Consider the following 22764-nt stretch of genomic DNA (forward strand, 5'->3'; position numbering starts at 1 on the left):
GGGCTGGTGTGAGGGAGGGAGTCCTCAAGCACTGCGACCATCGCCTGCGGATTCCGATGGCGGGTCAGGTCGGTTCACTCAATGCGTCCGTTTCTGCCGGCATTCTGCTATACGAGGTCGCCCGGCAGCGGGGGAGCGCCTCCCGTTAGTCGGCCATCATCCGGGATCAATCCCCTTGACTTGGATGATGGGGACTTCTAAAAGGGCGCGCCTCGCACATCGGAGCCGGGTTGTTGACGGGTTCGGTGGAGGTGGTGTAGGGCGGTGGGCAGGAGCCGGATGAGTGCCGGTGTAGCTCAGTCGGTAGAGCAACTGATTTGTAATCAGTAGGTCGCGGGTTCAAGTCCCGCCGCCGGCCAAGCAGGACGGGGGCCGCGGATGAGGGCCCGAGACGAGCAGTATGGGGTGCAGTACGCAGTCTGAAGTAAAAGTGCGGAGGGATACCCAAGCGGCCAAAGGGAGCAGACTGTAAATCTGCCGGCTCTACGCCTTCGATGGTTCGAATCCATCTCCCTCCACTCGGCAACGCGGGAATAGCTCAGTTGGTAGAGCGTCAGCCTTCCAAGCTGAATGTCGTGGGTTCGAATCCCATTTCCCGCTCCAAACGTTGTAGTTCATAGCATCGCCAAGCCCTGATAGCTCAGTTGGCAGAGCGCATCCTTGGTAAGGATGAGGTCACCAGTTCAATCCTGGTTCAGGGCTCCATTTTTTAGAGGAGTGTCATGGCCAAGGAGAAGTTCGAGCGTAACAAGCCCCACGTGAACATCGGCACGATCGGACACGTGGACCACGGCAAGACGTCGCTGACGGCGGCCATCACGAAGGTGCTGGCCAAGACCGGCGGCGCCACGTTCCTGGCGTACGACCAGATCGACAAGGCGCCGGAAGAGCGTGAGCGCGGCATCACCATCTCCACGGCGCACGTGGAGTACCAGACGAAGAACCGGCACTACGCGCACGTGGACTGCCCGGGTCACGCCGACTACGTGAAGAACATGATCACGGGCGCGGCGCAGATGGACGGCGCCATCCTGGTGGTCTCGGCCGCGGACGGCCCGATGCCCCAGACGCGTGAGCACATCCTGCTGGCGCGCCAGGTCGGCGTTCCGTACATCGTGGTCTTCCTGAACAAGGTCGACCTGCTGGACGACCCCGAGCTGCGCGAGCTCGTGGAGATGGAAGTTCGCGACCTGCTGAAGAAGTACGACTTCCCGGGCGACTCGATTCCCATCGTCCCTGGCTCCGCCATGAAGGCGCTCGAGGGTGACACGAGCGAGGTCGGCGAGGGCGCCATCCTGAAGCTGATGGAGGCGGTGGACAGCTACATCCCGACGCCGCAGCGCGCGACGGACAAGCCCTTCCTGATGCCGGTGGAAGACGTGTTCTCCATCGCCGGCCGTGGAACGGTGGCGACGGGTCGCGTCGAGCGCGGCATCATCAAGGTCGGCGAGGAAGTTGAAGTCGTCGGTCTGCGCGACACGCAGAAGACCGTCGTCACGGGCGTTGAGATGTTCCGCAAGCTGCTGGACGAGGGCCGGGCGGGAGACAACATCGGCGCGCTGGTGCGTGGTCTGAAGCGCGAGGACATGGAGCGCGGGCAGGTGCTGGCCAAGCCGGGCAGCATCAAGCCGCACACCAAGTTCAAGGCGCAGATCTACGTGCTGTCGAAGGAAGAGGGTGGTCGCCACACCCCGTTCTTCAAGGGATACCGTCCCCAGTTCTACTTCCGCACGACGGACGTGACGGGAACGGTGAAGCTGCCTGAGAACGTGGAAATGGTGATGCCGGGCGACAACATCGCGATCGAGGTGGAGCTCATCACCCCGGTGGCGATGGACAAGGAGCTGCGCTTCGCTGTTCGCGAGGGTGGCCGCACGGTGGGCGCCGGCGTCGTGGCCGAGGTCATCGAGTAATACGCCTGGGAGGCCGCAGGGTCTCCTGGCTCCACTTTCCGGATTTAGAGGGGAGGGCACCTTCTGGTAGCCTTCCCCTCTCGTGTCTGATGAGGTAGGTCATGCCGAAGGGCAATCGTTCCATTATTTCGCTCGAGTGCACGGTGTGCAAAGAGCGGAACTACACGACCACGAAGAACAAGCGGAAGAGCCAGGACAAGCTCGAATTGAGCAAGTTCTGCTCGAAGTGCCGCAAGCATACGGACCATAAGGAAGGTAAGGTCTAGGTCGGTAGTTCCTGAGAGTTTCTAGGCCAGTAGCTCCAACGGTAGAGCAGCGGTCTCCAAATCCGCGTGTTGGGGGTTCGAATCCCTCCTGGCCTGCCAAGTCTCAGTGGGAGCGGGGCCCCCGGTACCTGGAGGTACCGGGGGTTCCTGTGTTTCCGCAGTTCGTAAAATTTCGCATTCGCAGTACCTCGTGAGGCACCATGGCGACGGCATCAGAGGCCAGCCAGCAGGCTAACCGCTCGGCGATGGATCCGAAGCGGCTCGTGGTCATCTTCTACCTCCTCGCCGGCATCATCCTGGCGCTGTTCCTGGAGCGCCTCTTTGGGGCGTTGTGGGCCAGCTTCGGATGGCCCGACTCGGTTCTCATCGAGGGGTTGGATTGGAAGGTGTCCACCCTCGTGGGCTACCTGGTGGCCGTGGGGCTTGCGCTGGTCGGATTCTTCCATCCAAAGACGCACACGCTCTCCATGGAGGTCGCGTCCGAGTTGATGAAGGTCTCCTGGCCTACCTGGCCGGAGACCCGGACGTCGACCATGGCCGTGGTCGTCGCCTCGCTTGTCGCCGCGGTGCTGCTCTTCTGCATCGACACCGTCGCGTACAACTTGATGGTGGAGTGGCTGCCGGCCCTGTGGGGGAAGCTGTAATGGCCATGAAATGGTACGTGGTCCACACCTACTCGAACTTCGAGAACCAGGCGAAGAAGAGCCTGGAGGAGAAGGTTCGGCTCGAGGGGTTGCAGGACCAGTTCGGTGAAATCCTCATCCCCATGGAGCAGGTCGTGGAGATGGTGAAGGGCGAGAAGAAGACGTCTCGCCGCAAGTTCTTCCCGGGCTACATCTTCGTGCAGATGGAGCTGAACGACCGGACGCTCCACCTGGTGAAGAACACACCAAAGATCACCGGCTTCCCCGGGACGGTGCAGAACCAGAACCCCCTGCCCATCTCGGACCAGGAGGTCGCGCGGCTCACGTCGCAGATCTCCGAGGGCACGCTCAAGCCCAAGCCCAAGGTGCAGTTCGACGATGGTGACACGGTGCGCGTCATTGACGGGCCCTTCGCCAACTTCAACGGCACGGTGGAAGAGGTCAACGCGGAGAAGGGTCGCGTGAAGGTGCTCGTGAGCATCTTCGGTCGCGCCACTCCCGTGGAGCTGGACTTCATGCAGGTGGAGAAGACCACCGGCTAGTTTTTCGCGGGCGGCTCGGGTAGAGCGCGCCTCGTACACCTTCCGCGCCCTTCGGGGCGCGGTTCCATGGGTGGGAGGGCCTCCCCGTCTGGAGGCCCGTCAGGACCACCCCCTCGAAAGGCAGTAGTCAGCCGATGAAGAAGGTCACAGGTCAGGTCAAGCTGCAGATTCCCGCCGGCAAGGCGAACCCCGCTCCGCCGATCGGCCCCGCGCTCGGTCAGCAGGGCGTGAACATCATGGAGTTCTGCAAGCAGTTCAACGCGAAGACGCAGGCGGAGGCCAAGGAGGGACTGATCATCCCGGTGATCATCACCGTCTATCAGGACCGCTCCTTTACCTTCATCCTCAAGACGCCTCCGGCGGCCGTCCTCATCAAGAAGGCGGCGGGCCTGCACACCGACAAGAAGAAGGGTTCGGGCGCGAAGAAGCCTGGCAAGGAGAAGGTGGGGCAGATCACCCGGAAGCAGCTCGAGGAGATCGCCACGAAGAAGATTCAGGACACCACCGCCGCGTCGCTTGAGGCCTGCATGAACACCATTGCTGGCACCGCGCGCTCCATGGGCATCGAAGTCGTCGGCTAAGCCGCCGCCCCACTCACGGACGAGGATTTCTGTCATGGCTCAGAATGGGAAGAAGTTCCGCGCGGCCGCCACGCTGGTGGATCGCGAGAAGCGCTACAGCATCGCCGAGGGCTTTCAGCTCCTGAAGAAGACGGTGGATGCGCGGGCGTCGAAGTACGACCAGACGGTCGATGTCGCCATCAACCTGGGTGTGGACCCCAAGCACGCGGACCAGATGGTCCGTGGCGCCGTGGTTCTGCCCAACGGCACGGGTGCCACCGTGCGCGTGGCCGTGTTCGCGAAGGGCGAGCGCGCCACCGAGGCTGGCAACGCGGGTGCGGACATCGTCGGCGCGGAGGATCTCCAGAAGCGCATCGAGGAGGGCTTCCTCGATTTCGATACCGTCATCGCGACGCCCGACATGATGGGTATCGTCGGTCGCCTCGGTAAGGTGCTCGGTCCCCGTGGCCTCATGCCGAACCCGAAGGTCGGCACGGTGACCATGGACGTGGCCAAGGCCATCCGCGACGCGAAGGGCGGTAAGGTCGACTTCCGCGCGGAGAAGGCCGGCATCGTCCACGCGAAGATGGGCAAGGCCTCCTTCGCGGTGGACAAGCTCGAGGGCAACTTCAACGCGCTGGTGGACCTGGTGATGAAGCTCAAGCCGGCCACCGCCAAGGGCGTGTATCTGAAGGGTATCGCTATCTCGACGACGATGGGCCCGGGCATCAAGATCGATACCCAGGAGATTCTGGCCCGCCACCGCTAGGCGGACAGCAGGCAGGGCGGCGCTCCCATCCCCGCACAGGGGGTGTCAGAGGCGCCGCTTGCCTGACGTCTCAGGTTCGAAAGTTCTGGATCTTTGCTGAAGCCGGGGGTATAGGCCCCCGGCTTTTGCAATTGGAGCGCCACGTCGTGAGACGGGTGTTCCGACCTGGTTCATGACAGCAGGGACCCGGTCAGAGGAGAAGTGCCCCGTTGGGAACCGGACAACCGGTCGGGGCATGGCTTCCCCTGTCGGGTTCAAACGGCCGCAAGGCCAGCCCTGCCGAGACTGGAGGTGCGTTGTGGTGTCTCTCGGAGACTCCTCTCGCTCTGCCACTTTGGCCCAGGCATCACGCCCGTCGGAAGACGGGCCAGTAAGGAGGTGAGTCAAAGTGCTGAAGAGCGAGAAGGAGGAGATGATCAAGGAACTCCACGAGAAGTTCTCGCGGACCAAGTCGGCCGTCGTTGCCGAGTTCTCCAAGGTGGATGTGGAGACGGTGACGAAGCTGCGCCGGAAGTTCCGTGAGGGCAACGTCGAGTACAAGGTCATCAAGAACACGCTGGCGCGTCGTGCGGCGCAGGGCACGGACGTGGCTGTCATCGCTGATGACTTCACGGGTCCCGTGGCGCTGTGCATCAGCTACGGCGATGTGGTGGCCCCGGCGAAGATCCTGACCGAGTTCACGAAGGACCTCGAGGACAAGATCAAGATCCGCAGCGCCGTGGTCGACGGCCGCAAGGTCGACGCCGCCGGTGTCAAGCAGCTGGCGAAGCTGCCGGGTCTCAACGAACTCCGAGCGCAGTTGCTCGGGATGATCACCCAGCCGGCTACCAAGCTGGTTCGGACGATTGCCGCCCCGGGTACGCAGCTCGCGCGGGTCATTCAGGCCCACGCGGACAAGTCGCAGGGGTAGTTTTCCTCATCTGTCCGAGAAGTTTTTCTACACCCACCTTTTCGGCCGTTCCTCCCTTTGGGAGTAAGGCCGTTAGTCAATCCAAGAAGGACACAGTTCCATGGCTGACCTGAACGCAATCGTTGATTCGCTTTCCTCCCTGACCATCATCGAGGCCGCCAACCTGGTGAAGGCCCTCGAGGAGAAGTGGGGCGTCTCCGCCGCCGCCGCCGCCGTTGTCGCCGGTCCCGCGGCCGCCACCGCCGCTCCTGTTGAGGAGAAGACGGAGTTCACGGTGGTGCTGGCGAACGCCGGCGCCAACAAGATCAACGTCATCAAGGAGATCCGCGCCATCACCGGCCTGGGCCTGAAGGAGGCCAAGGACCTGGTCGAGGGCGCGCCCAAGACGGTCAAGGAAGGCGTCAACAAGGACGACGCCAAGAAGATCAAGGACCAGCTCGTTGCCGCTGGCGCCACCGTCGACGTCAAGTAAGTCGAACAGGAGCTGCTTGGTTTCCGGGAATTCCCAAGCAGCTTCCTGACCGAATGAGCAGGCCGGCGCTCCCAGTGAGGGGGGCTGCCGGCTTTGCCCATTTGACAGTTGCAAATTTCCCGGCGCCGCCGCGCGTTATCGATGTTTGCCCCGCCCGAGCAGCCGTCCCCGGAGCCAGAATGCCGACGCAGATCCAGAACAATTTCCGCGTGCGGAAGACCTTCGCCAAGATCGCGAAGATCATCGACATTCCCAATCTTATCAACATCCAGAAGCAGTCCTACGAGAAGTTCCTCCAGGCCGATATCGCCCCGGAGAAGCGTGAGGACGTCGGACTTCAGGGTGTCTTCAACTCGGTATTCCCGATTCGGGACTTCAACGAGACGTCGTCCCTGGAGTTTGTCAGCTACCACCTGGAGAAGCCGAAGTACGACGTCGACGAGTGCCACCAGCGCGGGATGACCTATTCCGCCCCCATCAAGGTCGTGGTCCGCCTGGTGGTGTGGGACAAGGATGAGGAGACTGGCGCCCAGTCCATCCGTGACGTGAAGGAGCAGGAGGTCTACTTCGGGGAAATCCCGCTGATGACCCAGAACGGCACCTTCATCATCAACGGAACCGAGCGCGTGGTGGTCAGCCAGCTGCACCGCAGCCCGGGTGCCTTCTTCGACCACGACAAGGGCAAGAGCCACTCGTCTGGCAAGCTGCTCTACAACGCCCGCATCATCCCCTACCGCGGTTCGTGGATCGACTTCGAGTTCGACCACAAGGACCTGCTGTACGTGCGCATCGACCGCCGGCGCAAGCTGCCCGCGACGGTGCTCATTCGCGCCCTGGGCGCCGTCAGCGACACCGCGAAGAAGAACCCGCTGGAGTTCAAGGGCTCCACCGAGGAGATCCTCAACTACTACTACGCCACGGAGACCATCTACCTCCAGAGCGCGACGGACTTCGAGAAGAGCGTCGAGCTGGAGCTGCTCCCGGGCCAGCGAGCCACCCGCGACATCAAGACGAAGACGGGCGAGCTCATCGTCAAGAAGAACCGCAAGTTCACCCGCGCCGCCATCAAGAAGCTCGAAGCGGCGAAGATGAAGACGCTCCCCATCGACGCGGATGAGCTCTTCACGAAGGTGTCCGCCTACGACGTGGTGGACGAGAACACCGGCGAGGTCATCCTCGAGTGCAACGAGGAAGTCTCGCAGGACAAGGTCGACGAGCTCCTGAAGCGCAACATCAAGGAGTTCAAGGTCCTCTTCATCGACAACCTCAACGTGGGTCCGTACCTGCGTGAGACGTTGATGCTGGACAAGCTCGAGACGCCCGAGCAGTCCATCATGGAGATCTACCGCCGCCTGCGTCCTGGCGATCCCCCGACGCCGGAGACGGCGATCAACCTGTTCACCAACCTGTTCTTCAACCCTGAGCGCTACGACCTGTCCAAGGTTGGTCGCCTCAAGTTGAACTTCAAGTTCGGCCTCGAGGAGCCTCTCGACGGGCAGATCCTCACCAAGCGGGACATCCTCGAGGTGATCCGCTACCTGATCGATCTGAAGAACGGCAAGGGCACCATCGACGACATCGACCACCTCGGCAACCGCCGGGTGCGCGCGGTGGGTGAGCTGCTGGAGAACCAGTACCGCATCGGTCTGGTTCGCATGGAGCGGGCGATCAAGGAGCGCATGAGCCTCCAGGAGATCGAGACGCTCATGCCGCACGATCTCATCAACGCGAAGCCCGTCACGGCGGTCATCAAGGAGTTCTTCGGGTCCAGCCAGCTGTCGCAGTTCATGGACCAGACGAACCCCCTGTCCGAGGTGACGCACAAGCGTCGTCTGTCCGCGCTCGGGCCCGGTGGTCTCACCCGCGAGCGCGCCGGCTTCGAGGTGCGCGACGTGCACCCGACGCACTACGGCCGCATCTGCCCCATCGAGACGCCGGAAGGTCCGAACATCGGCCTCATCGCGTCGCTGTCGACCTATGCGCGCGTCAACGAGTTCGGCTTCGTCGAGACCCCGTACCGGAAGGTCGAAGCGGGCATCGTGACGACGGACGTGGCCTTCTACTCGGCGCTCGAGGAGGAGAAGCACACCATCGGTCAGGCGAACGCCGAGACGGACAAGAAGGGCAAGTTCGTCAACGCGCTCGTGTCCAGCCGCCGCGGCGGTGAGTTCGTCCAGGCTCGCGCCGAGGACGTGGACCTGATGGACGTGTCTCCGAACCAGCTGGTGTCGGTGGCCGCGTCGCTCATCCCGTTCCTGGAGAACGACGACGCCAACCGCGCCCTCATGGGCTCCAACATGCAGCGCCAGGCGGTGCCCCTGCTGCGCACCAGCGCTCCGCTGGTGGGTACGGGCATCGAGGCCATCGTCGCGCGCGACTCCGGCGTGACGTGCGTGGCCAAGCGCGACGGCACGGTGGAGAGCGTGGATGCCGGCCGCATCGTGGTGAAGGCGGACGTGCCCGCTTCGCTCAGCGACGTCTCGAGCGAGGTCGACATCTACAACCTGCTCAAGTACCAGCGCTCCAACCAGAACACCTGCCTCAACCAGAAGCCCATCATCAGCAAGGGCGACAAGGTCCGGAAGGGTGACGTCATCGCCGACGGCCCGGCCACCGAGACGGGTGAGCTGGCGCTGGGCCAGAACGTGGTCGTCGCGTTCATGCCGTGGCAGGGCTACAACTTCGAGGACTCCATCCTCATCAGCGAGCGCATCCAGAAGGATGACGTCTTCACGTCGATCCACATCGAAGAGTTCGAGTGCATCGCGCGAGACACCAAGCTGGGCAAGGAAGAGATCACCCGCGACATCCCGAACGTGGGTGAGGAAGCCCTCAAGGACCTCGACGAGAGCGGCATCATCCGCATCGGCGCCGAGGTGAAGCCCGGCGATGTGCTGGTGGGCAAGATCACCCCGAAGGGCGAGACGCAGCTGTCTCCCGAAGAGAAGCTGCTGCGCGCCATCTTCGGCGAGAAGGCCGGCGACGTTCGTGACAGCTCCCTGCGCGTGCCTCCGGGCGTGGTGGGCACCGTCATCAACGCCAAGGTGTTCAGCCGCAAGGGCGTGGAGAAGGACGAGCGCGCCAAGCAGATCGAGTCCATGGAGGAGGCGAAGCTCCTCAAGGACCAGAACGACGAGATCAAGGTCCTCCAGGACAGCGCCATCGGCCGCATCCGCGCGCTGGTGCGTGGCAAGGAGGTCCAGGGCAAGCTCGTGGACGACAAGGGGAAGATCCTCCTGAAGAAGGGGGACATCCTCGACGACGCGCTGCTGGCCACCGTGCCCTACAAGTACTGGGGCGAGATCTCCGTCGGCGACCCGCTCGACTCTCGCGTGCGCGACATCCTCCGCAACCTGGAGGAGACGAAGGAGGCCGTGAAGCTGGCCTTCGGCGAGAAGATCGCCCGCATCAAGAAGGGCGACGAGCTGCCCCCTGGCGTCATCAAGATGGTGAAGGTGTACGTCGCCATCAAGCGCAAGCTGGCCGTGGGCGACAAGATGGCCGGCCGCCACGGAAACAAGGGCGTCGTGTCCCGCATCCTCCCCGAGGAGGACATGCCGTACCTGGAGGATGGCCGTCCGGTGGACATCGTCCTCAACCCGCTCGGCGTTCCCAGCCGCATGAACATCGGGCAGATCCTCGAGACGCACCTGGGCTGGGCCGCCAAGGGCACCGGTGAGGCGCTGCAGCGCTACGTGGAGGACAACTGGAGCGCTGACGCCATCAAGGTCCGCCTCAAGGCCATCTACGGTGAGGAGACCGCGTTCGGCGAGTTCCTCGACAAGCTGGACGAGGAGGAGATCAAGCAGCTCTGCCGTCGCTCCAAGCGGGGTATCCACGTGGCCACGCCGGTGTTCGACGGCGCGCACGAGCTGGAGATCCACCAGCTGCTGGACGAGGGGAAGCTGCCCCGCACGGGCCAGATGGTGCTCTTCGACGGGCGCACGGGTGAGCCGTTCGACCAGAACGTCACCGTCGGCGTCATGTACATGCTGAAGCTGCACCACCTGGTGGACGAGAAGATCCACGCCCGTTCCATTGGTCCCTACTCCCTCGTCACGCAGCAGCCCCTGGGCGGCAAGGCCCAGTTCGGCGGTCAGCGACTGGGAGAGATGGAAGTCTGGGCGATGGAGGCCTACGGCGCGGCGTACACGCTGCAGGAGTTCCTCACCGTCAAGTCGGACGACGTGGTGGGCCGCACGCGCATGTACGAGGCCATCGTCAAGGGCGACAACGTCCTGGAGAGTGGCCTGCCCGAGTCGTTCAACGTGCTTCTCAAGGAGCTCCAGTCACTCGCGCTCGACGTCGAGCTGCTGGAGCACGCCCCCCCGGAGCGGCAGCGCAGCTTCGGCGGTGACTTCCTGGGTGGTGGTGGTGACGGCGAAGACCGGAAGACCGGTACCGACGCCTGAGAGAGCCGGAGCGCCCGCCTGACCGGCCGCCCGCCACCCTGAAAAGGGTGGGCGCGGCCGGGTCCGGGGCGGGGGCCCGAATCAGCTGGCGTTCCCCACGGGGGACGCCTCACGAGATTTCGGAGGCAACGTGAAGGACATTTTCAACTTCTTCGAGAAGCCGAAGGACCCGCTGTCGTTCAACGCCATCCGCATCGCGCTGGCGTCGCCCGACAAGATCCGCCAGTGGTCCCATGGCGAGGTGAAGAAGCCGGAGACCATCAACTACCGCACGTTCAAGCCGGAGCGTGACGGCCTGTTCTGCGCCCGCATCTTCGGGCCGGTGAAGGACTACGAGTGCAACTGCGGCAAGTACAAGCGCATGAAGCACCGTGGCGTGGTGTGTGAGAAGTGCGGCGTGGAGGTCATCCAGTCGAAGGTCCGCCGCGAGCGCCTGGGTCACATCACCCTGGCCACGCCGGTGGCCCACATCTGGTTCCTCAAGTCGCTGCCGAGCCGCATCGGCAACCTGCTCGACATCACGCTCAAGGAGCTGGAGAAGGTCCTCTACTGCGAGAGCTACATCGTCCTCGACCCCAAGTCGACGCCGCTGACCAAGGGCGAGCTCATCAGCGAAGAGAAGATGCACCGGCTCTACCAGGAGCACGGTGAGGACTCCTTCACCACGGGCATGGGCGGCGAGGCCGTCCGCGAGATGCTCAAGGCGCTGGACGTGGAGCGGCTGTCCGAGGACCTGCGCAAGGACATGCGCGAGACCACCAGCGAGGCGAAGCGGAAGAAGTACGCCAAGCGCCTGAAGGTGGCCGAGGCGTTCCGCGTCTCCGGAAACAAGCCCGAGTGGATGATGCTGGACGTGATTCCGGTGATTCCGCCGGACCTGCGCCCGCTCGTTCCCCTCGACGGTGGCCGCTTCGCGACCTCCGACCTGAACGACCTGTACCGTCGCGTCATCAACCGCAACAACCGCCTCAAGCGCCTCCAGGAGCTCAACGCCCCTGACATCATCATCCGCAACGAGAAGCGGATGCTGCAGGAGGCGGTGGACGCGCTGTTCGACAACGGTCGCCGTGGCAAGACCATCACCGGCCCGAACAAGCGGCCGCTCAAGTCGCTGTCCGACATGCTCAAGGGCAAGCAGGGCCGGTTCCGTCAGAACCTGCTCGGCAAGCGCGTGGACTACTCGGGCCGCTCCGTCATCGTCGTCGGTCCCGAGCTGCGCCTGCACCAGTGCGGCCTGCCGAAGATCATGGCGCTCGAGCTGTTCAAGCCGTTCATCTACAACAAGCTCGAAGAGAAGGGTTACGTCACCACCATCAAGTCGGCGAAGAAGATGGTGGAGAAGGAGCGTCCCGAGGTCTGGGACATCCTCGAGGACGTCATCCGCGAGCACCCGGTGCTCCTCAACCGCGCGCCCACGCTGCACCGCCTGGGCATGCAGGCCTTCGAGCCCGTGCTCATCGAAGGCAAGGCCATCCAGCTGCACCCGCTCGTCTGCGCGGCGTTCAACGCCGACTTCGACGGTGACCAGATGGCCGTGCACGTGCCGCTCTCCATCGAAGCCCAGATGGAAGCCCGCGTGCTGATGATGTCGACGAACAACATCCTCAGCCCCGCGAACGGCAAGCCCATCATCGTCCCGACGCAGGACATGGTGCTCGGCATCTACTACATGACCCGCGCCCGCGAGTTCGCCAACGGCGAGGGTCGCGTGTTCAGCTCGCCCGACGAGGTGCGCGCCGCGCACGACCACGGCGAGGTGCACCTGCAGGCGAAGGTGGTCTGCCGCATCGATGGTGTCCGCAAGGAGACCACCGTCGGCCGCGTCCTCCTGTGGGAAGTGGTGCCGCGCCGCGTGGGCTTCGACGCCATCAACAAGGTGCTCGACAAGAAGTCGCTCGGCGGCCTCATCGACCTCTGCTACCGCCTCACCGGCGAGAAGGAGACGGTGCTGCTCGCGGACCGCATCCGTAGCCTCGGCTACTACAACGCGACCCGCGCCGGCATCTCCATCGCGCTCAAGGACATGATCATCCCTGCGAAGAAGCAGGAGTTCCTGGACTACGCGCGCAAGGAAGTGGCGGAGATCGAGAACCAGTACCTCGAGGGCCTCATTACCGACGGTGAGCGCTACAACAAGGTCATCGATATCTGGGCCGAGGTCACCGAGAAGGTCGCCCAGGAGATGATGCAGCAGATCTCCCAGGAGGAGACCTCCGGGGACAAGGACGGCAAGCGCGAGTCGCGCAAGCAGCCCTCGTTCAACCCCATCTACATCATGGCTGACTCTGGCGCGCGTGGTAGCGCCCAGCAGATTCGCCAGCTGGCCGGTATGCGCGGCCTGATGGCGAAGCCCTCCGGCGAAATCATCGAGACGCCCATCACCGCGAACTTCCGCGAGGGCCTCTCCGTGCTGCAGTACTTCATCTCCACGCACGGCGCTCGCAAGGGTCTGGCGGACACGGCGCTCAAGACGGCCAACTCCGGTTACCTCACCCGCCGTCTCGTCGACGTGGCGCAGGACGCCATCATCAACGAGTACGACTGCGGCACCATGGACGGTCTGTTCATCGGCGCCCTGGTCGAAGGCGGAGAGATCATCGAGCCCCTCGGCGAGCGCATCCTGGGCCGCGTGGCCCTCGATGACATCCTCGACCCCGTCACGGGCGAGGTGCTGGTGCGCGCCAACGAGGAGATCGACGAGGAGCGCGTCCGCCGCATCGAGAACAGCGGTCTGGACAAGGTGAAGATCCGCTCGGTGCTCACGTGCCAGGCCAAGCGCGGCATCTGCGTGGAGTGCTACGGACGTGATCTGGCCCGCGGCCGGAAGGTGTCCGTGGGCGAGGCCGTCGGCGTCATCGCGGCGCAGTCCATCGGTGAGCCGGGTACGCAGCTGACGATGCGCACCTTCCACATCGGTGGCGCGGCGACTCGGCGCGCGGAGCAGTCCAGCCTGGAGAACCGCTACGCCGGTAAGGTGAAGTTCGCGGGTCTCACCACGGTGCAGAAGGTGGATGGCACCCTGGTCGCGATGAACCGCAACGGCGAGCTCGTCGTGGTCGACGACTCCGGCCGTGAGCGCGAGCGCTACCAGATCATCTACGGCGCCCGCATCCTCATCAAGGAAGGGCAGCGCATCGAGCCGGGTACGCTCGTGGCCGAGTGGGATCCGTTCGCGATTCCGCTGCTCACCGAGGTCGGCGGCACGGTCCGGTACGAGGACATCATCGAAGGCGTGACGATGTCCGAGACGCTCGACGAGGTCACCGGTCTGTCCCGGAAGACCATCATCGAGTCCAAGGATCCGGAAGCGCGTCCGCGCGTCTCCATCCGCGACGCCCAGGGCAACACGAAGGACCTGCCCTCGTCCCGCAACCCGGCGAGCTACTTCCTGCCGCAGGGCTCCATCATCACCGTCAACGACGGCGATGAGATCCACCCGGGCGAAGTGCTCGCCAAGGTGCCCCGCGAGACGACGAAGACCAAGGACATCACGGGCGGTCTGCCCCGCGTGGCCGAGCTCTTCGAGGCGCGCAAGCCGAAGGACGCCGCGGCCATCGCGGAGATCGACGGCGTGGTGTCGTTCGGCAAGGACACCAAGGGCAAGCGCAAGCTCATCATCACCCCCGAGGTGAATGGCGAGCAGCGCACGGACCTGGCCAAGGAGTATTTGATCTCCAAGGGCAAGAACATCAGCGTCCACTCCGGCGACCGCGTGAAGGCCGGCGAGGCGATGATGGACGGCGCGGCCAACCCGCACGACATCCTCAAGGTGCTCGGCGAGAAGGAACTCGCTCGCTACCTGGTGGACGAAGTGCAGGAGGTCTACCGACTCCAGGGTGTGAAGATCAACGACAAGCACATCGAGACGATCGTCCGGCAGATGCTCCGCCGCGTGCGCGTCACCGACGTGGGCGACACCAACTTCCTCGTCGACGAGCAGGTCGAGAAGTGGGTGTTCGAGGAGGAGAACGAGAAGATCATGGCCGAGGGCAAGCGCCCGGCCGTGGGTGAGCCGCTGCTGCTCGGCATCACCAAGGCTTCGCTCTCCACCGAGTCGTTCATCTCGGCGTCTTCCTTCCAGGAGACCACCAAGGTGCTCACCGAGGCCGCCATCAACGGCAAGGTGGACTACCTGCGCGGCCTCAAGGAGAACGTCATCATGGGCCGGCTCATCCCCGCCGGCACGGGCCTGCCGAACTACAAGCACCTCGACATCGAGGTGGAGAGCCCGACCGACGAGGTCAACGAGATGGAGGCCGCTCTGGCTGGCGCCCATGGCGACGGAGGCCCCCTGGCCCCGCCGTCCCAGCGCTCGGAAGGCACCCAGACGACCGGCGCCGCCTAGCGCCCACCGGCCGCCCCCCTGGGCGTGCCGACCTGCTTCCCTCCGCCGCCCCGGTGTTCGCACCGGGGCGGCGGTTTCATTTTATGCCCCCAGTAAATCCGGACTTCCCGGACGTTGGTCTTGACGGTGATGGCGCGCTGCGTTAAGTTTTGCGCGAAGACTTTTGACACGCCGGGTGAGCCCCCGGCGACGCCAGGACTGAAAAGGGGAAGACGACATGGCCACGACGAAGCAGGCGGCGACGAAGAACGAGACGACCACGACCGAGGCGAGCGCCGAGGCGGTGAAGAGCGGTCTTTCGAACGTGGAAGTATTCCTGAAGGCCCAGCTCGCTCATGCGCAAAAGCGCATCGAGGAGCTGGAGGGCGAGGCCGGCAAGGTGGTGAAGGCGCTGGACGCCCGCCGCGTGGAGGCCACCAAGGAGGCGCAGTCGCTGTGGACGAAGTTCCAGGCGGGTGAGCTGCTGACGGACCCCCGCGTGAAGGAGCTGGGCACGAAGGTGAACGCGGCCGGCACGGAGCTGCGCAAGCGTCTGGATGGGCTGCAGGCCAGGGTGGTGGAGACGGTGGGCGTGGCCAGCCAGTCCCAGCTTCAGGAAATCAACAAGGAGTTGTCCAAGCTGTCGCGCAAGGTGGACGCGCTGCTCAAGCCCATCCGCCGCAACGGCGCCGCGAAGGGTTCCGAGACCACGCCGCGCGCCTGAGAGCGCCGCGTGGTTGACGGTTGGTGCCCCCTACCTACTCCACGAGTGGACACGGAGCAGGGCAGGGGGCTCGTTCTCGTTTCCTTCACCCCGGGGGTGTGATTACGTGGCAGGTCCGTTCGACTGTTCCAGGCTTGCTTGCTTGCTTGGTGCACCCCCTCCCGGAGAGACCCATTGGACAACAAGCCCGAGGCCCCCCGAGAGAAGAACCCTGTCGCGGAAACTTTTGAGCGCATCTGGAGTCAGGCGCTCCTGGCCGTGAACACCGCCGAAGAGGAAGCCTCCCGGGCCGTACAGCGGGTGGCGGCCGTGGCGGGCTGGAGCCAGGACGAGGTGAAGCGTCAGGCCCAGGCGTTCTCGGACCGGCTGGCGGGTCACCGCAAGGACCTGGAGCACAACGTGGAAGACAAGGTCCGTACCGCGCTGACCCGGATGAAGCTGCCCCGCCGCGAGGAACTTCAGGCGTTTGGTTCCCGATTGGACCGCCTGGCCGAGCGCATCCAGGCCCTGGAGCAACGTAAGTGAAGGCCCCCGCCCACACGGGCGGGAGGTCTTTCGGTACGCGGTTCTTCGAATCTCTCCACGCCCTGAGTTCCGGCTGCTCCCGACTCCCCTTGCTGGCAGGGGTGGCGCTCGTCATGTCCGCGCGGCTGGTGCCGCTGCTGGAAGAGCGACCGGTGCAGCCCGTCGTCCCCGAGCGCGTGGGGGCAGAGAGTGCTTCTCCGGAAGCCTCCCTCATCGACATCGTGCTGTCCCGCCGCGCGCCGGACCTGGGGCTCACCCTGCGGCGGCAGCTGGGACAGGCCATCGCGGAGGAGGCTCGGACGGCGGGGTATGATCCGCTGCTCGTGCTGGCCCTCATCGACGTGGAGTCCGACTTCGCCGAAGAAGCCGTCTCCGAGAAGGGCGCGCGCGGGCTGATGCAGATCAAGCCCAGCACGCTCCACTTCCTGGCGGAGAAGGAAGGGCTGCGCCTGTCCCGGGAAGAGGTGACGGCGGACACCGCCCTCTGTGTCCGGCTGGGCATCCGCTACCTGCGCTCACTCCAGGACCGCTTCGGTGGCGACCTGGAGCTGGCGCTGATGGCCTACAACGCCGGTCCCACCCGCATCCGCAACGCCATCAAGCAGGGCGAGCTGGAGCGCTTCCGGCGCTACCCGCGGGCGGTGCGACGCGACTTCCGCCGCTTCCGCGAGGGCCATGGCCTGGGTGGAGACTGGGCCCTGGCGCAGCGCGAGGTCCCCAGCGCCGAGCCGACGCCCTGACGCGTCAGTGAATCTCCAGGCCGCACGCCCGCTCCAAGCGGGTACATGTGCGCCTTGTCCCGTTCCCCAGGGTGCGCTAAGCGTTGCAAGTGCCCGGGACTGTTGGAGATTCCGAGGAGTGACTACATGAATCGCCCGTTTTCGAGCGCGGCACTCGCCGCCGCCATGGTGGCGTTGTCCCCGCTGGGAGCCCTTGCGGGCTCCGTCTACCTCAACGGTGTGTTGATCGACGGCGTCACCAACCAGAAGTTCGAGAAGGCCACCGTCCGCATCGACGAGGCCGGCAACATCCACATCGACGCACCGGGCTACCGCGCATCGACGTCGAGCGCGACGCCTCCTCCGACGGCTCCCGCGCAGGCCGCCGCGCCGCCCGCGACTCCCAGGACGACTCCCGCCGCCGCGCAACCCTCCACGCCGCAGGCCATGGCCGTGCCCGCCGCCGCGCAGGGGACTCCTCCCGCTGCCGCCACCCCCGCCGTGGCCACGACGCCAGGGCGCATCACCCAGCGCTACTGGCTGGTGACGGAGCAGACGGTGCCGGGGATGACGGAGTACGACATTGATGTGTACGTCAACTCGCGCTGGCTCCGGAAGCTGCGTGGCAATGAGGACCAGGTGGTCGTCGACGTCACCAAGCACCTGCAGCCGGGGAGCAACCAGGTGATGTTGATGGCGCGGAAGGTCAGCACGGGCTCGAGGCGCAGCGATTCGCCCAAGCACGTGTTCCGGGTCATCATCGGCGAGGGCAACGAGGGGGGCGGGAACGTGATGATCGACAACCCCCTCATCCGCTTCCAGACGACGGCGGCGGAGTCGAAGGACGTCACACAGGAATTCACCCTCACCACGCGCTGACGGGGGAGGGGCCACGGAGAGACACGTCGTGTTCAACCTGGATGAGCGCTACCGCGGCCTTCCCGCGACGCGCGAACAGATCCTCGCGCTGCACACCTCGCTCAACACGCCGCATGTGGCCATCCCCGGCAAGCAGGCCGGACCGTCACAGGCGTTCGTCGTGGGCCTCCGCGGAGGGCAGGGGGCAGCCGTCTTCGTCTACCTCTACCTCTCCGAGGCCGAGGACTGCGCAGTGTACCTGTCCGGCCGCCGCAACATGACGGCGGACGAGTACCGCGACGACGAGGGCGAGGCGCTCGCCTTCGTCGAGTCGCTCGGCTTCATGATGGATGACGCCAACTGGCGCGCGCAGCCGGCGGAGCAGCAGGACGAAATGCTCAAGGCGCTGCCGGTCTTCTTCAAGGACCCCAAGCTCGTGCCTGCGGTGAAGGCGCGCGCGGAGGAGAAGAAGAACGTCACCACCACCCTGGGCCGGTTCCTCGCGGCCTTCTGAATCCCGTCTCCCACTTCCTTCCCGCCGTCGAGAACCGCTCCCATGCTCCGCCTCGCCTCAGCCTCCTGCTCCCTCGCGCTCGTGCTGGCGCTCTCCGGTTGTGTCCATACCCCCACGGAGAAGGAGCGCCGCAGCGCGGAGATTCACTACGACCTGGCGCTCCAGGCCCAGCAGCAGGGGCACCTCCAGGACGCGCTGCGCGAGCTGCAGGTGTCTCTGGACAATGACCCGGACTACCCCGAGGCCCACAACGCCATGGGCATCCTCCTGCACATGGCCTTCGGCCGGCCGGCCGAGGCGGTGGGGCACTACGAGCACGCGCTGAAGGTGCGGCCCGGCTTCTCCGAGGCCCGGACCAACCTGGCCAACGTCCACCTGGACCAGGCGCGCTACGACGAGGCCATCAAGCTCTACGAGCAGGTCCTCAACGACATGCTCTACGTGACGCCCTACATCGCCCAGGCCAACCTGGGCTGGGCGCTCTACAAGAAGGGCGACACGGCGCGCGGGGTGGGGAGCCTCAAGGCGTCGGTGACGACCAACCCCGGCTTCTGCCTGGGCTACCGCAACCTGGGCATCATCTACGACGAGACGGGCAAGCTGGATGAGTCGTGCCGGCAGTTCTCCCGCTTCCGTGAGAACTGTCCAGAAGCGGCCGAAGCGCACATGCGCGAAGGCGTCTGTCTGGCGAAGCAGGGGCAGGCGGATGCCGCCAAGCAGGCCTTCGAGTTCTGCGAGGCCAAGGCGAAGTCCAGCGAGCAGGAGATGAAGGACGACTGCCGAAGGCTGCTCGAAAAGCTCTAGTCTGCTATCTGGACGTACCGTGGACCACGTCGACTTCGGCAAGTACCTGAGCCAGCAGCGCGACCTCCGGGGCATGTCCCTGGAGGACGTCGCGCGGGAGACCAAGATTCCCCCGACGCTCATCGCCGCCCTGGAAGCGGGGCAGGTGGAGCGGCTGCCTTCTCGCATCTTCGTGGTGAACTACATCAAGGCCTACGCCCAGGTCATCGGCCTGTCCCCCGAGGAGGCGGTGCTGCGCTACGAAGAGGTGGACCGCTCGGTGCCCTCTCCGTCGCCCGCGCAGCTCGAGCAGGAGCGCCGCAAGCGGGCCTACGTGGGGCTGTCCGTCCTCCTGGTGGCCCTGGCCCTCGGTGTCTATCTGTTCCTCGTGTTGAGCGGGAAGCTTCCTTCTCCGCTCGCGCGTTGAAGGACGCCATGGAGCGCTACGACGACGATGCGCTCGTGCTGTCCACCGTGGACTACGGCGAGGCTGACCGACTCGTCACGCTGCTGACGCGCGAGCATGGGAAGCTGACGGCCTTCGCCGCGGGGGCTCGCAAGAGCAAGCGGCGCTTCGCGGGTGCGCTGGAGCCGTTCATGCGCCTGCGGGTGCACATCGTCGAGACGCGCGGCTCCACCGTGCGGCTGGACACCACGGACATCGTCGCTGGCTACTACGCGGCCCGAGAGGACCTGTCGCTCATCGCCCGCGCCCTGTACGCCGTGGAGCTGTGCCGGGAGCTGACTCGCGACCACGAGCCGCAGCCGGAGCTCTTCTTCCTGCTCGAGAACTACCTGCGCCGCCTGGATGCGAAGGAAGCGGGCCCCACGTCGCTCCTGGCCTTCGAGCTGTCGGCGCTGGCCCACGCAGGCCTCATGCCGCGCTTCGATGCGTGCTCGCTGTGCGGTGGCGAACCCGGAGAGCGTCCCCGGTTCGACCAGGCTCACGGTGGCGCTGTCTGCGAGCCGTGCAGCGTGCGCGCACGCGAAGCCGTCCTCATCCCCGCGGCCCTGCTCTCCGGACTGCGCGCGCTTCAGGAAGGCGAGCGCACGCCGCTCCCGGCTGACCTGCGCGCCCGCGCCCGTGGCTTGCTCAACGTCTTCATCGCCCACCACCTGGGGCGCCGCCTCAAGAGCGTGGACTTCATGGCCCAGGTGGGCCTGGACTGACGACGGGGCGCGGTGCGCGCCACTCGGGAGAAACCATGAGCGAAGGGCAGGAGTCGCCGCTGGACGTGGTGTGCTTCGGTGAGACGCTGGTGGACTTCCTTCCCTCCGAACAGGGCAAGCGCGTGCGCGAGGTCGCCGCGTGGCATCCCTGTCCGGGTGGCTCGCCCGCCAACGTCGCGGTGGGGCTGGCTCGGCTGGGGCTTCGGTCCGCCATGCTGGGCGTGGTGGGTGCGGACGAGTTCGGCCACTTCCTGCGCGAGCGACTCGCTCACGAGGGCGTGAATGTGAGCCACCTGCGCCAGACACCGGACGCTCGCACGGGGCTGGTGTTCATCTCCCTGGATGCGAAAGGTGAACGCAGCTTCACCTTCTTCCGGACGCGCTCCGCGGAGTTCCTCCTGGGCGACACCGACGTGGACGCGGACTTCCTGCTCCAGGCTCGGGCCGTGCACTGTGGCTCCAACTCCTTGCAGCGCGATGAGGCCCGCTCGGCCACGGTGCGGATGCTCACCCTGGCTCGTGACGCGGACCGTATCGTGAGCTGCGACCCCAACCTGCGCCTGCACGCGTGGGAGGACCCGGAGCAGCTCAAGGGGCTGCTCGTGCGGATGTTGCCCCTGTGCACCGTGGTGAAGCTGTCCGAGGAAGAGATTGGCTTCGTCACGGGCACGGAGTCTCCCGAGGAGGCCTTGACGCGACTGTCGTCCCTCGGCGTGCGGCTGCCGGTGGTGACGCTGGGCGAGCGCGGCGCACTGTTCCTGTGGCGCGGTGAGCGGGTTCAGGTCCCCGCGCCACGGGCCCGGGTGGTGGACACCACCGGAGCAGGGGATGGCTTCGTCGCGGCGCTGCTCCACGGCCTGGTGCGGTGGTACGGCGGCGCCCGCGCGCTGGAGTCCGCCACGCGCGAGGAACTCGTGGCACTGACAACGTTCGCCTGCGAAGTCGCCGCCCGTGTCGTCGAGAAGCCGGGTGCGGTGGAGGGACTGCCTCGCGCGGAAGAACTCACGTCGGTGTGGCCTTCGCGCCCCGTCGCTCGTTGAGGCGCGACAGGGCAGGGGGCTCGCCTACGGTGGGGTGATTCTCGTCACGAAGCTGTCCGACGAGGACCTCCCCGTCACCGGGCCCGAGCCGAAGTCGAGGGTGCCGACGAGCCGCCCCCACAGGACGACATCTCGCAGCCCCACGCTTCCCACGCGCATCGCGGATTGATTGCCGACGTCGCCGAAGGCGCGACCCCAGCGCGTCTCTCCATCGCGGCCCAGCTTCGCCACGAAGATGTCATCGCCGCCCGCGCTCGTCAGAAGCCCTTCGCCGAAGTCGATGGACGTGCTGAACGAGCCCGTCACGACCACGCTCCCCGCGAAGTCGACGTCCACGTCATATCCCCAGTCGAAGCCCGGGCCGCCGAAGCTCCGGCTCCAGCGATGGTGGCCCTCGCCATCCAGCGAGACAACGAACACATCGCCGTCGCCGCTCGAGAGGGGACCTCCTCCGTGGTCCACCGTGCCGATGAACGCACCCGTCGCCACGACGTTGCCCGATGGGTCCGCGGCCAGCCGCCAGAAGGTCTGGTTTCTCAGCGGGCCGAAGCTCTTTGCCCAGAGGGGCTCGCCATGAGCGTCCAGCTTCAGCACGTAGACGTTGAAGCCCGGCTCGGACAGCCAGGGCACGCCGTGGAACGACAGCGTGTCCACATAGCCGCTGCTGATGAAGAGGTTGCCCTCCGCGTCCACCGCCAGCGACGCGAGGGTGCTCACGGGACCTGCCTCGTAGAGGTTGTTCCACACGGGCGCTCCGCTGCTTCCCGCGAGCCGTACGACGAACTGGTTCAAGGGCCCCTTCGCCGGAATCGGCCCGTCGCCGTAGTCGACGGAGCCCGCGAAGTAGCCGCTCACGTACACGTCTCCGTCGGATGCCACGACGAGCGTGCCCGTCTGCTGTTGCCCACCATCTCCGAAGCACCGGCTCCAGACATGCTCGCCGGAGGCCGCGAACTTCGCCACGAAGGCGCGGGGGTAGCCGGGCTCGCCACGGCAGGGCAGCGGGCCTCCTCCAAAGTCCAGCAAGCCCCAGTAGTCACCCGTGATGACCAGGTTGCCCTCCGAGTCGACGGTGATGCCCGTGGCCTGTTGGTAGTTCTCGTCGCCAAATCGCCGGCTCCATAAGCGTTGCCCCTGTGGGTCGAACCGCGCGACGAGAATGTCCGAGTTCGCCGTGCCCACGAGCGCGGTGTGGCCATCCGGTTGAACCGCCAGGTCTCCAAACCCGTCGACCCCGCCATGGGTCGCGGTCCATTCGCGGCGATTGAGCTCGAGAGGCTGCATCCGTGCGAGAGGCTCCGCCGGCGTGGCCACTTCCGCCCCAGTGCCGCCATCGCATGCCGCCACCAGGGCCACGAGCCACAGGGCGGATGAAAGCCTGAATATCGAGTTCATGCGGACAGGCTAGAAAGGCCCATCCGTCGGATACAAGGCGCACGGGCCGCTCATGTCGGAGTGGTGGCGCCTGCTCTCGCGGCTGTCGTGTACGAGGACTTCTCGTGACCTGATCGGGACGCCGGAGCGGAACCCGCGCACGAGCGCCGTTCATGGTCGCCGACGCACTGGCGCGCGGTGGATTCCTGAAACGGGCCGGTGACGGGGAGGGGCTCGTCCTGGAG

Annotated in this window: 21 protein-coding genes and 5 tRNA genes; 25 read left to right on the plus strand and 1 reads right to left on the minus strand. The window is 65.5% G+C overall.

The window, feature by feature from the left end:
- The 25 genes from HR086_RS27025 to HR086_RS27145 form a co-directional block, all read left to right on the plus strand.
- Positions 1–149 (plus strand): TrmH family RNA methyltransferase (locus HR086_RS27025; protein WP_305794094.1); only part of this gene is annotated, 149 nt, incomplete at its 5' end.
- A gap of 136 nt (positions 150–285) precedes the next feature.
- Positions 286–358 (plus strand) — tRNA-Thr (locus HR086_RS27030).
- 76 nt (positions 359–434) lie between these two features.
- Positions 435–518 (plus strand) — tRNA-Tyr (locus HR086_RS27035).
- Positions 519–527: 9 nt separating this feature from the next.
- Positions 528–603: transfer RNA gene (locus HR086_RS27040), tRNA-Gly, on the plus strand.
- A gap of 26 nt (positions 604–629) precedes the next feature.
- Positions 630–705, plus strand: a tRNA-Thr gene (locus HR086_RS27045).
- A 17-nt stretch (positions 706–722) separates the two neighbouring features.
- The gene (gene tuf, locus HR086_RS27050) at positions 723–1913 is read left to right on the plus strand and encodes an elongation factor Tu (protein WP_141643990.1); all 1191 of its coding nucleotides are present in this window, start codon (positions 723–725) and stop codon (positions 1911–1913) included.
- Positions 1914–2014: 101 nt separating this feature from the next.
- Entirely contained in the window at positions 2015–2179 is a 165-nt protein-coding gene (rpmG, locus tag HR086_RS27055; RefSeq protein WP_046713307.1) for a 50S ribosomal protein L33, read from the plus strand.
- A gap of 23 nt (positions 2180–2202) precedes the next feature.
- A tRNA-Trp gene (locus tag HR086_RS27060) sits at positions 2203–2278 on the plus strand.
- 101 nt (positions 2279–2379) lie between these two features.
- The gene (gene secE, locus HR086_RS27065; protein WP_141642653.1) at positions 2380–2823 is read left to right on the plus strand and encodes a preprotein translocase subunit SecE; all 444 of its coding nucleotides are present in this window, start codon (positions 2380–2382) and stop codon (positions 2821–2823) included.
- The gene (gene nusG / locus HR086_RS27070; RefSeq protein ID WP_011553122.1) at positions 2823–3365 is read left to right on the plus strand and encodes a transcription termination/antitermination protein NusG; all 543 of its coding nucleotides are present in this window, start codon (positions 2823–2825) and stop codon (positions 3363–3365) included. The genes secE and nusG overlap by 1 nt, the downstream gene beginning before the upstream one ends.
- Before the next feature lie 134 nt (positions 3366–3499).
- Complete coding sequence (gene rplK, locus HR086_RS27075) at positions 3500–3946, plus strand: 50S ribosomal protein L11 (RefSeq protein ID WP_141642652.1); 447 nt, start codon at positions 3500–3502, stop codon at positions 3944–3946.
- A gap of 34 nt (positions 3947–3980) precedes the next feature.
- Positions 3981–4694 carry a 50S ribosomal protein L1 gene (gene rplA / locus HR086_RS27080; RefSeq protein WP_141642651.1) on the plus strand — a complete coding sequence of 238 codons (714 nt, stop codon included), beginning with the start codon at positions 3981–3983 and terminating at the stop codon, positions 4692–4694.
- A gap of 388 nt (positions 4695–5082) precedes the next feature.
- Positions 5083–5604 (plus strand): 50S ribosomal protein L10, encoded by a 522-nt coding sequence (gene rplJ, locus HR086_RS27085; RefSeq protein ID WP_141642650.1) that lies wholly within the window; start codon positions 5083–5085, stop codon positions 5602–5604.
- Positions 5605–5704: 100 nt separating this feature from the next.
- Positions 5705–6076 carry a 50S ribosomal protein L7/L12 gene (gene rplL, locus HR086_RS27090; protein ID WP_174462379.1) on the plus strand — a complete coding sequence of 124 codons (372 nt, stop codon included), beginning with the start codon at positions 5705–5707 and terminating at the stop codon, positions 6074–6076.
- 179 nt (positions 6077–6255) lie between these two features.
- Complete coding sequence (rpoB, locus tag HR086_RS27095; protein WP_174462380.1) at positions 6256–10488, plus strand: DNA-directed RNA polymerase subunit beta; 4233 nt, start codon at positions 6256–6258, stop codon at positions 10486–10488.
- A gap of 130 nt (positions 10489–10618) precedes the next feature.
- On the plus strand, positions 10619–14833 hold the full coding sequence (gene rpoC / locus HR086_RS27100; protein ID WP_141642647.1) for a DNA-directed RNA polymerase subunit beta': 4215 nt from the start codon (positions 10619–10621) through the stop codon (positions 14831–14833).
- A gap of 217 nt (positions 14834–15050) precedes the next feature.
- A complete protein-coding gene (locus HR086_RS27105) occupies positions 15051–15536 on the plus strand; it encodes a hypothetical protein (protein ID WP_141642646.1) in 486 nt (161 codons plus the stop codon).
- Positions 15537–15710: 174 nt separating this feature from the next.
- The gene (locus HR086_RS27110; protein ID WP_141642645.1) at positions 15711–16061 is read left to right on the plus strand and encodes a phasin family protein; all 351 of its coding nucleotides are present in this window, start codon (positions 15711–15713) and stop codon (positions 16059–16061) included.
- On the plus strand, positions 16058–16801 hold the full coding sequence (locus HR086_RS27115) for a lytic transglycosylase domain-containing protein (protein ID WP_174467073.1): 744 nt from the start codon (positions 16058–16060) through the stop codon (positions 16799–16801). The genes HR086_RS27110 and HR086_RS27115 overlap by 4 nt, the downstream gene beginning before the upstream one ends.
- A gap of 126 nt (positions 16802–16927) precedes the next feature.
- On the plus strand, positions 16928–17659 hold the full coding sequence (locus tag HR086_RS27120) for a hypothetical protein (RefSeq protein ID WP_174458973.1): 732 nt from the start codon (positions 16928–16930) through the stop codon (positions 17657–17659).
- 28 nt (positions 17660–17687) lie between these two features.
- Complete coding sequence (locus HR086_RS27125) at positions 17688–18152, plus strand: social motility and stimulation tgl protein (RefSeq protein ID WP_141642642.1); 465 nt, start codon at positions 17688–17690, stop codon at positions 18150–18152.
- 42 nt (positions 18153–18194) lie between these two features.
- Complete coding sequence (gene tgl / locus HR086_RS27130) at positions 18195–18956, plus strand: social motility TPR repeat lipoprotein Tgl (protein ID WP_174458974.1); 762 nt, start codon at positions 18195–18197, stop codon at positions 18954–18956.
- 19 nt (positions 18957–18975) lie between these two features.
- Positions 18976–19362 (plus strand): helix-turn-helix transcriptional regulator, encoded by a 387-nt coding sequence (locus HR086_RS27135; RefSeq protein WP_174458975.1) that lies wholly within the window; start codon positions 18976–18978, stop codon positions 19360–19362.
- 8 nt (positions 19363–19370) lie between these two features.
- On the plus strand, positions 19371–20105 hold the full coding sequence (gene recO / locus HR086_RS27140) for a DNA repair protein RecO (protein WP_141642639.1): 735 nt from the start codon (positions 19371–19373) through the stop codon (positions 20103–20105).
- Between the two features lie 35 nt (positions 20106–20140).
- Complete coding sequence (locus HR086_RS27145) at positions 20141–21145, plus strand: carbohydrate kinase (RefSeq protein WP_174467074.1); 1005 nt, start codon at positions 20141–20143, stop codon at positions 21143–21145.
- A 24-nt stretch (positions 21146–21169) separates the two neighbouring features.
- On the opposite strand, the gene HR086_RS27150 is transcribed toward HR086_RS27145, so the two are convergent.
- A complete protein-coding gene (locus HR086_RS27150; protein WP_174467075.1) occupies positions 21170–22429 on the minus strand; it encodes a hypothetical protein in 1260 nt (419 codons plus the stop codon).
- Positions 22430–22764 lie beyond the last annotated feature (335 nt).

Origin of the sequence: Myxococcus sp. CA039A, assembly GCF_013336645.1 — a bacterium.
Taxonomy (GTDB): domain Bacteria; phylum Myxococcota; class Myxococcia; order Myxococcales; family Myxococcaceae; genus Myxococcus; species Myxococcus llanfairpwllgwyngyllgogerychwyrndrobwllllantysiliogogogochensis.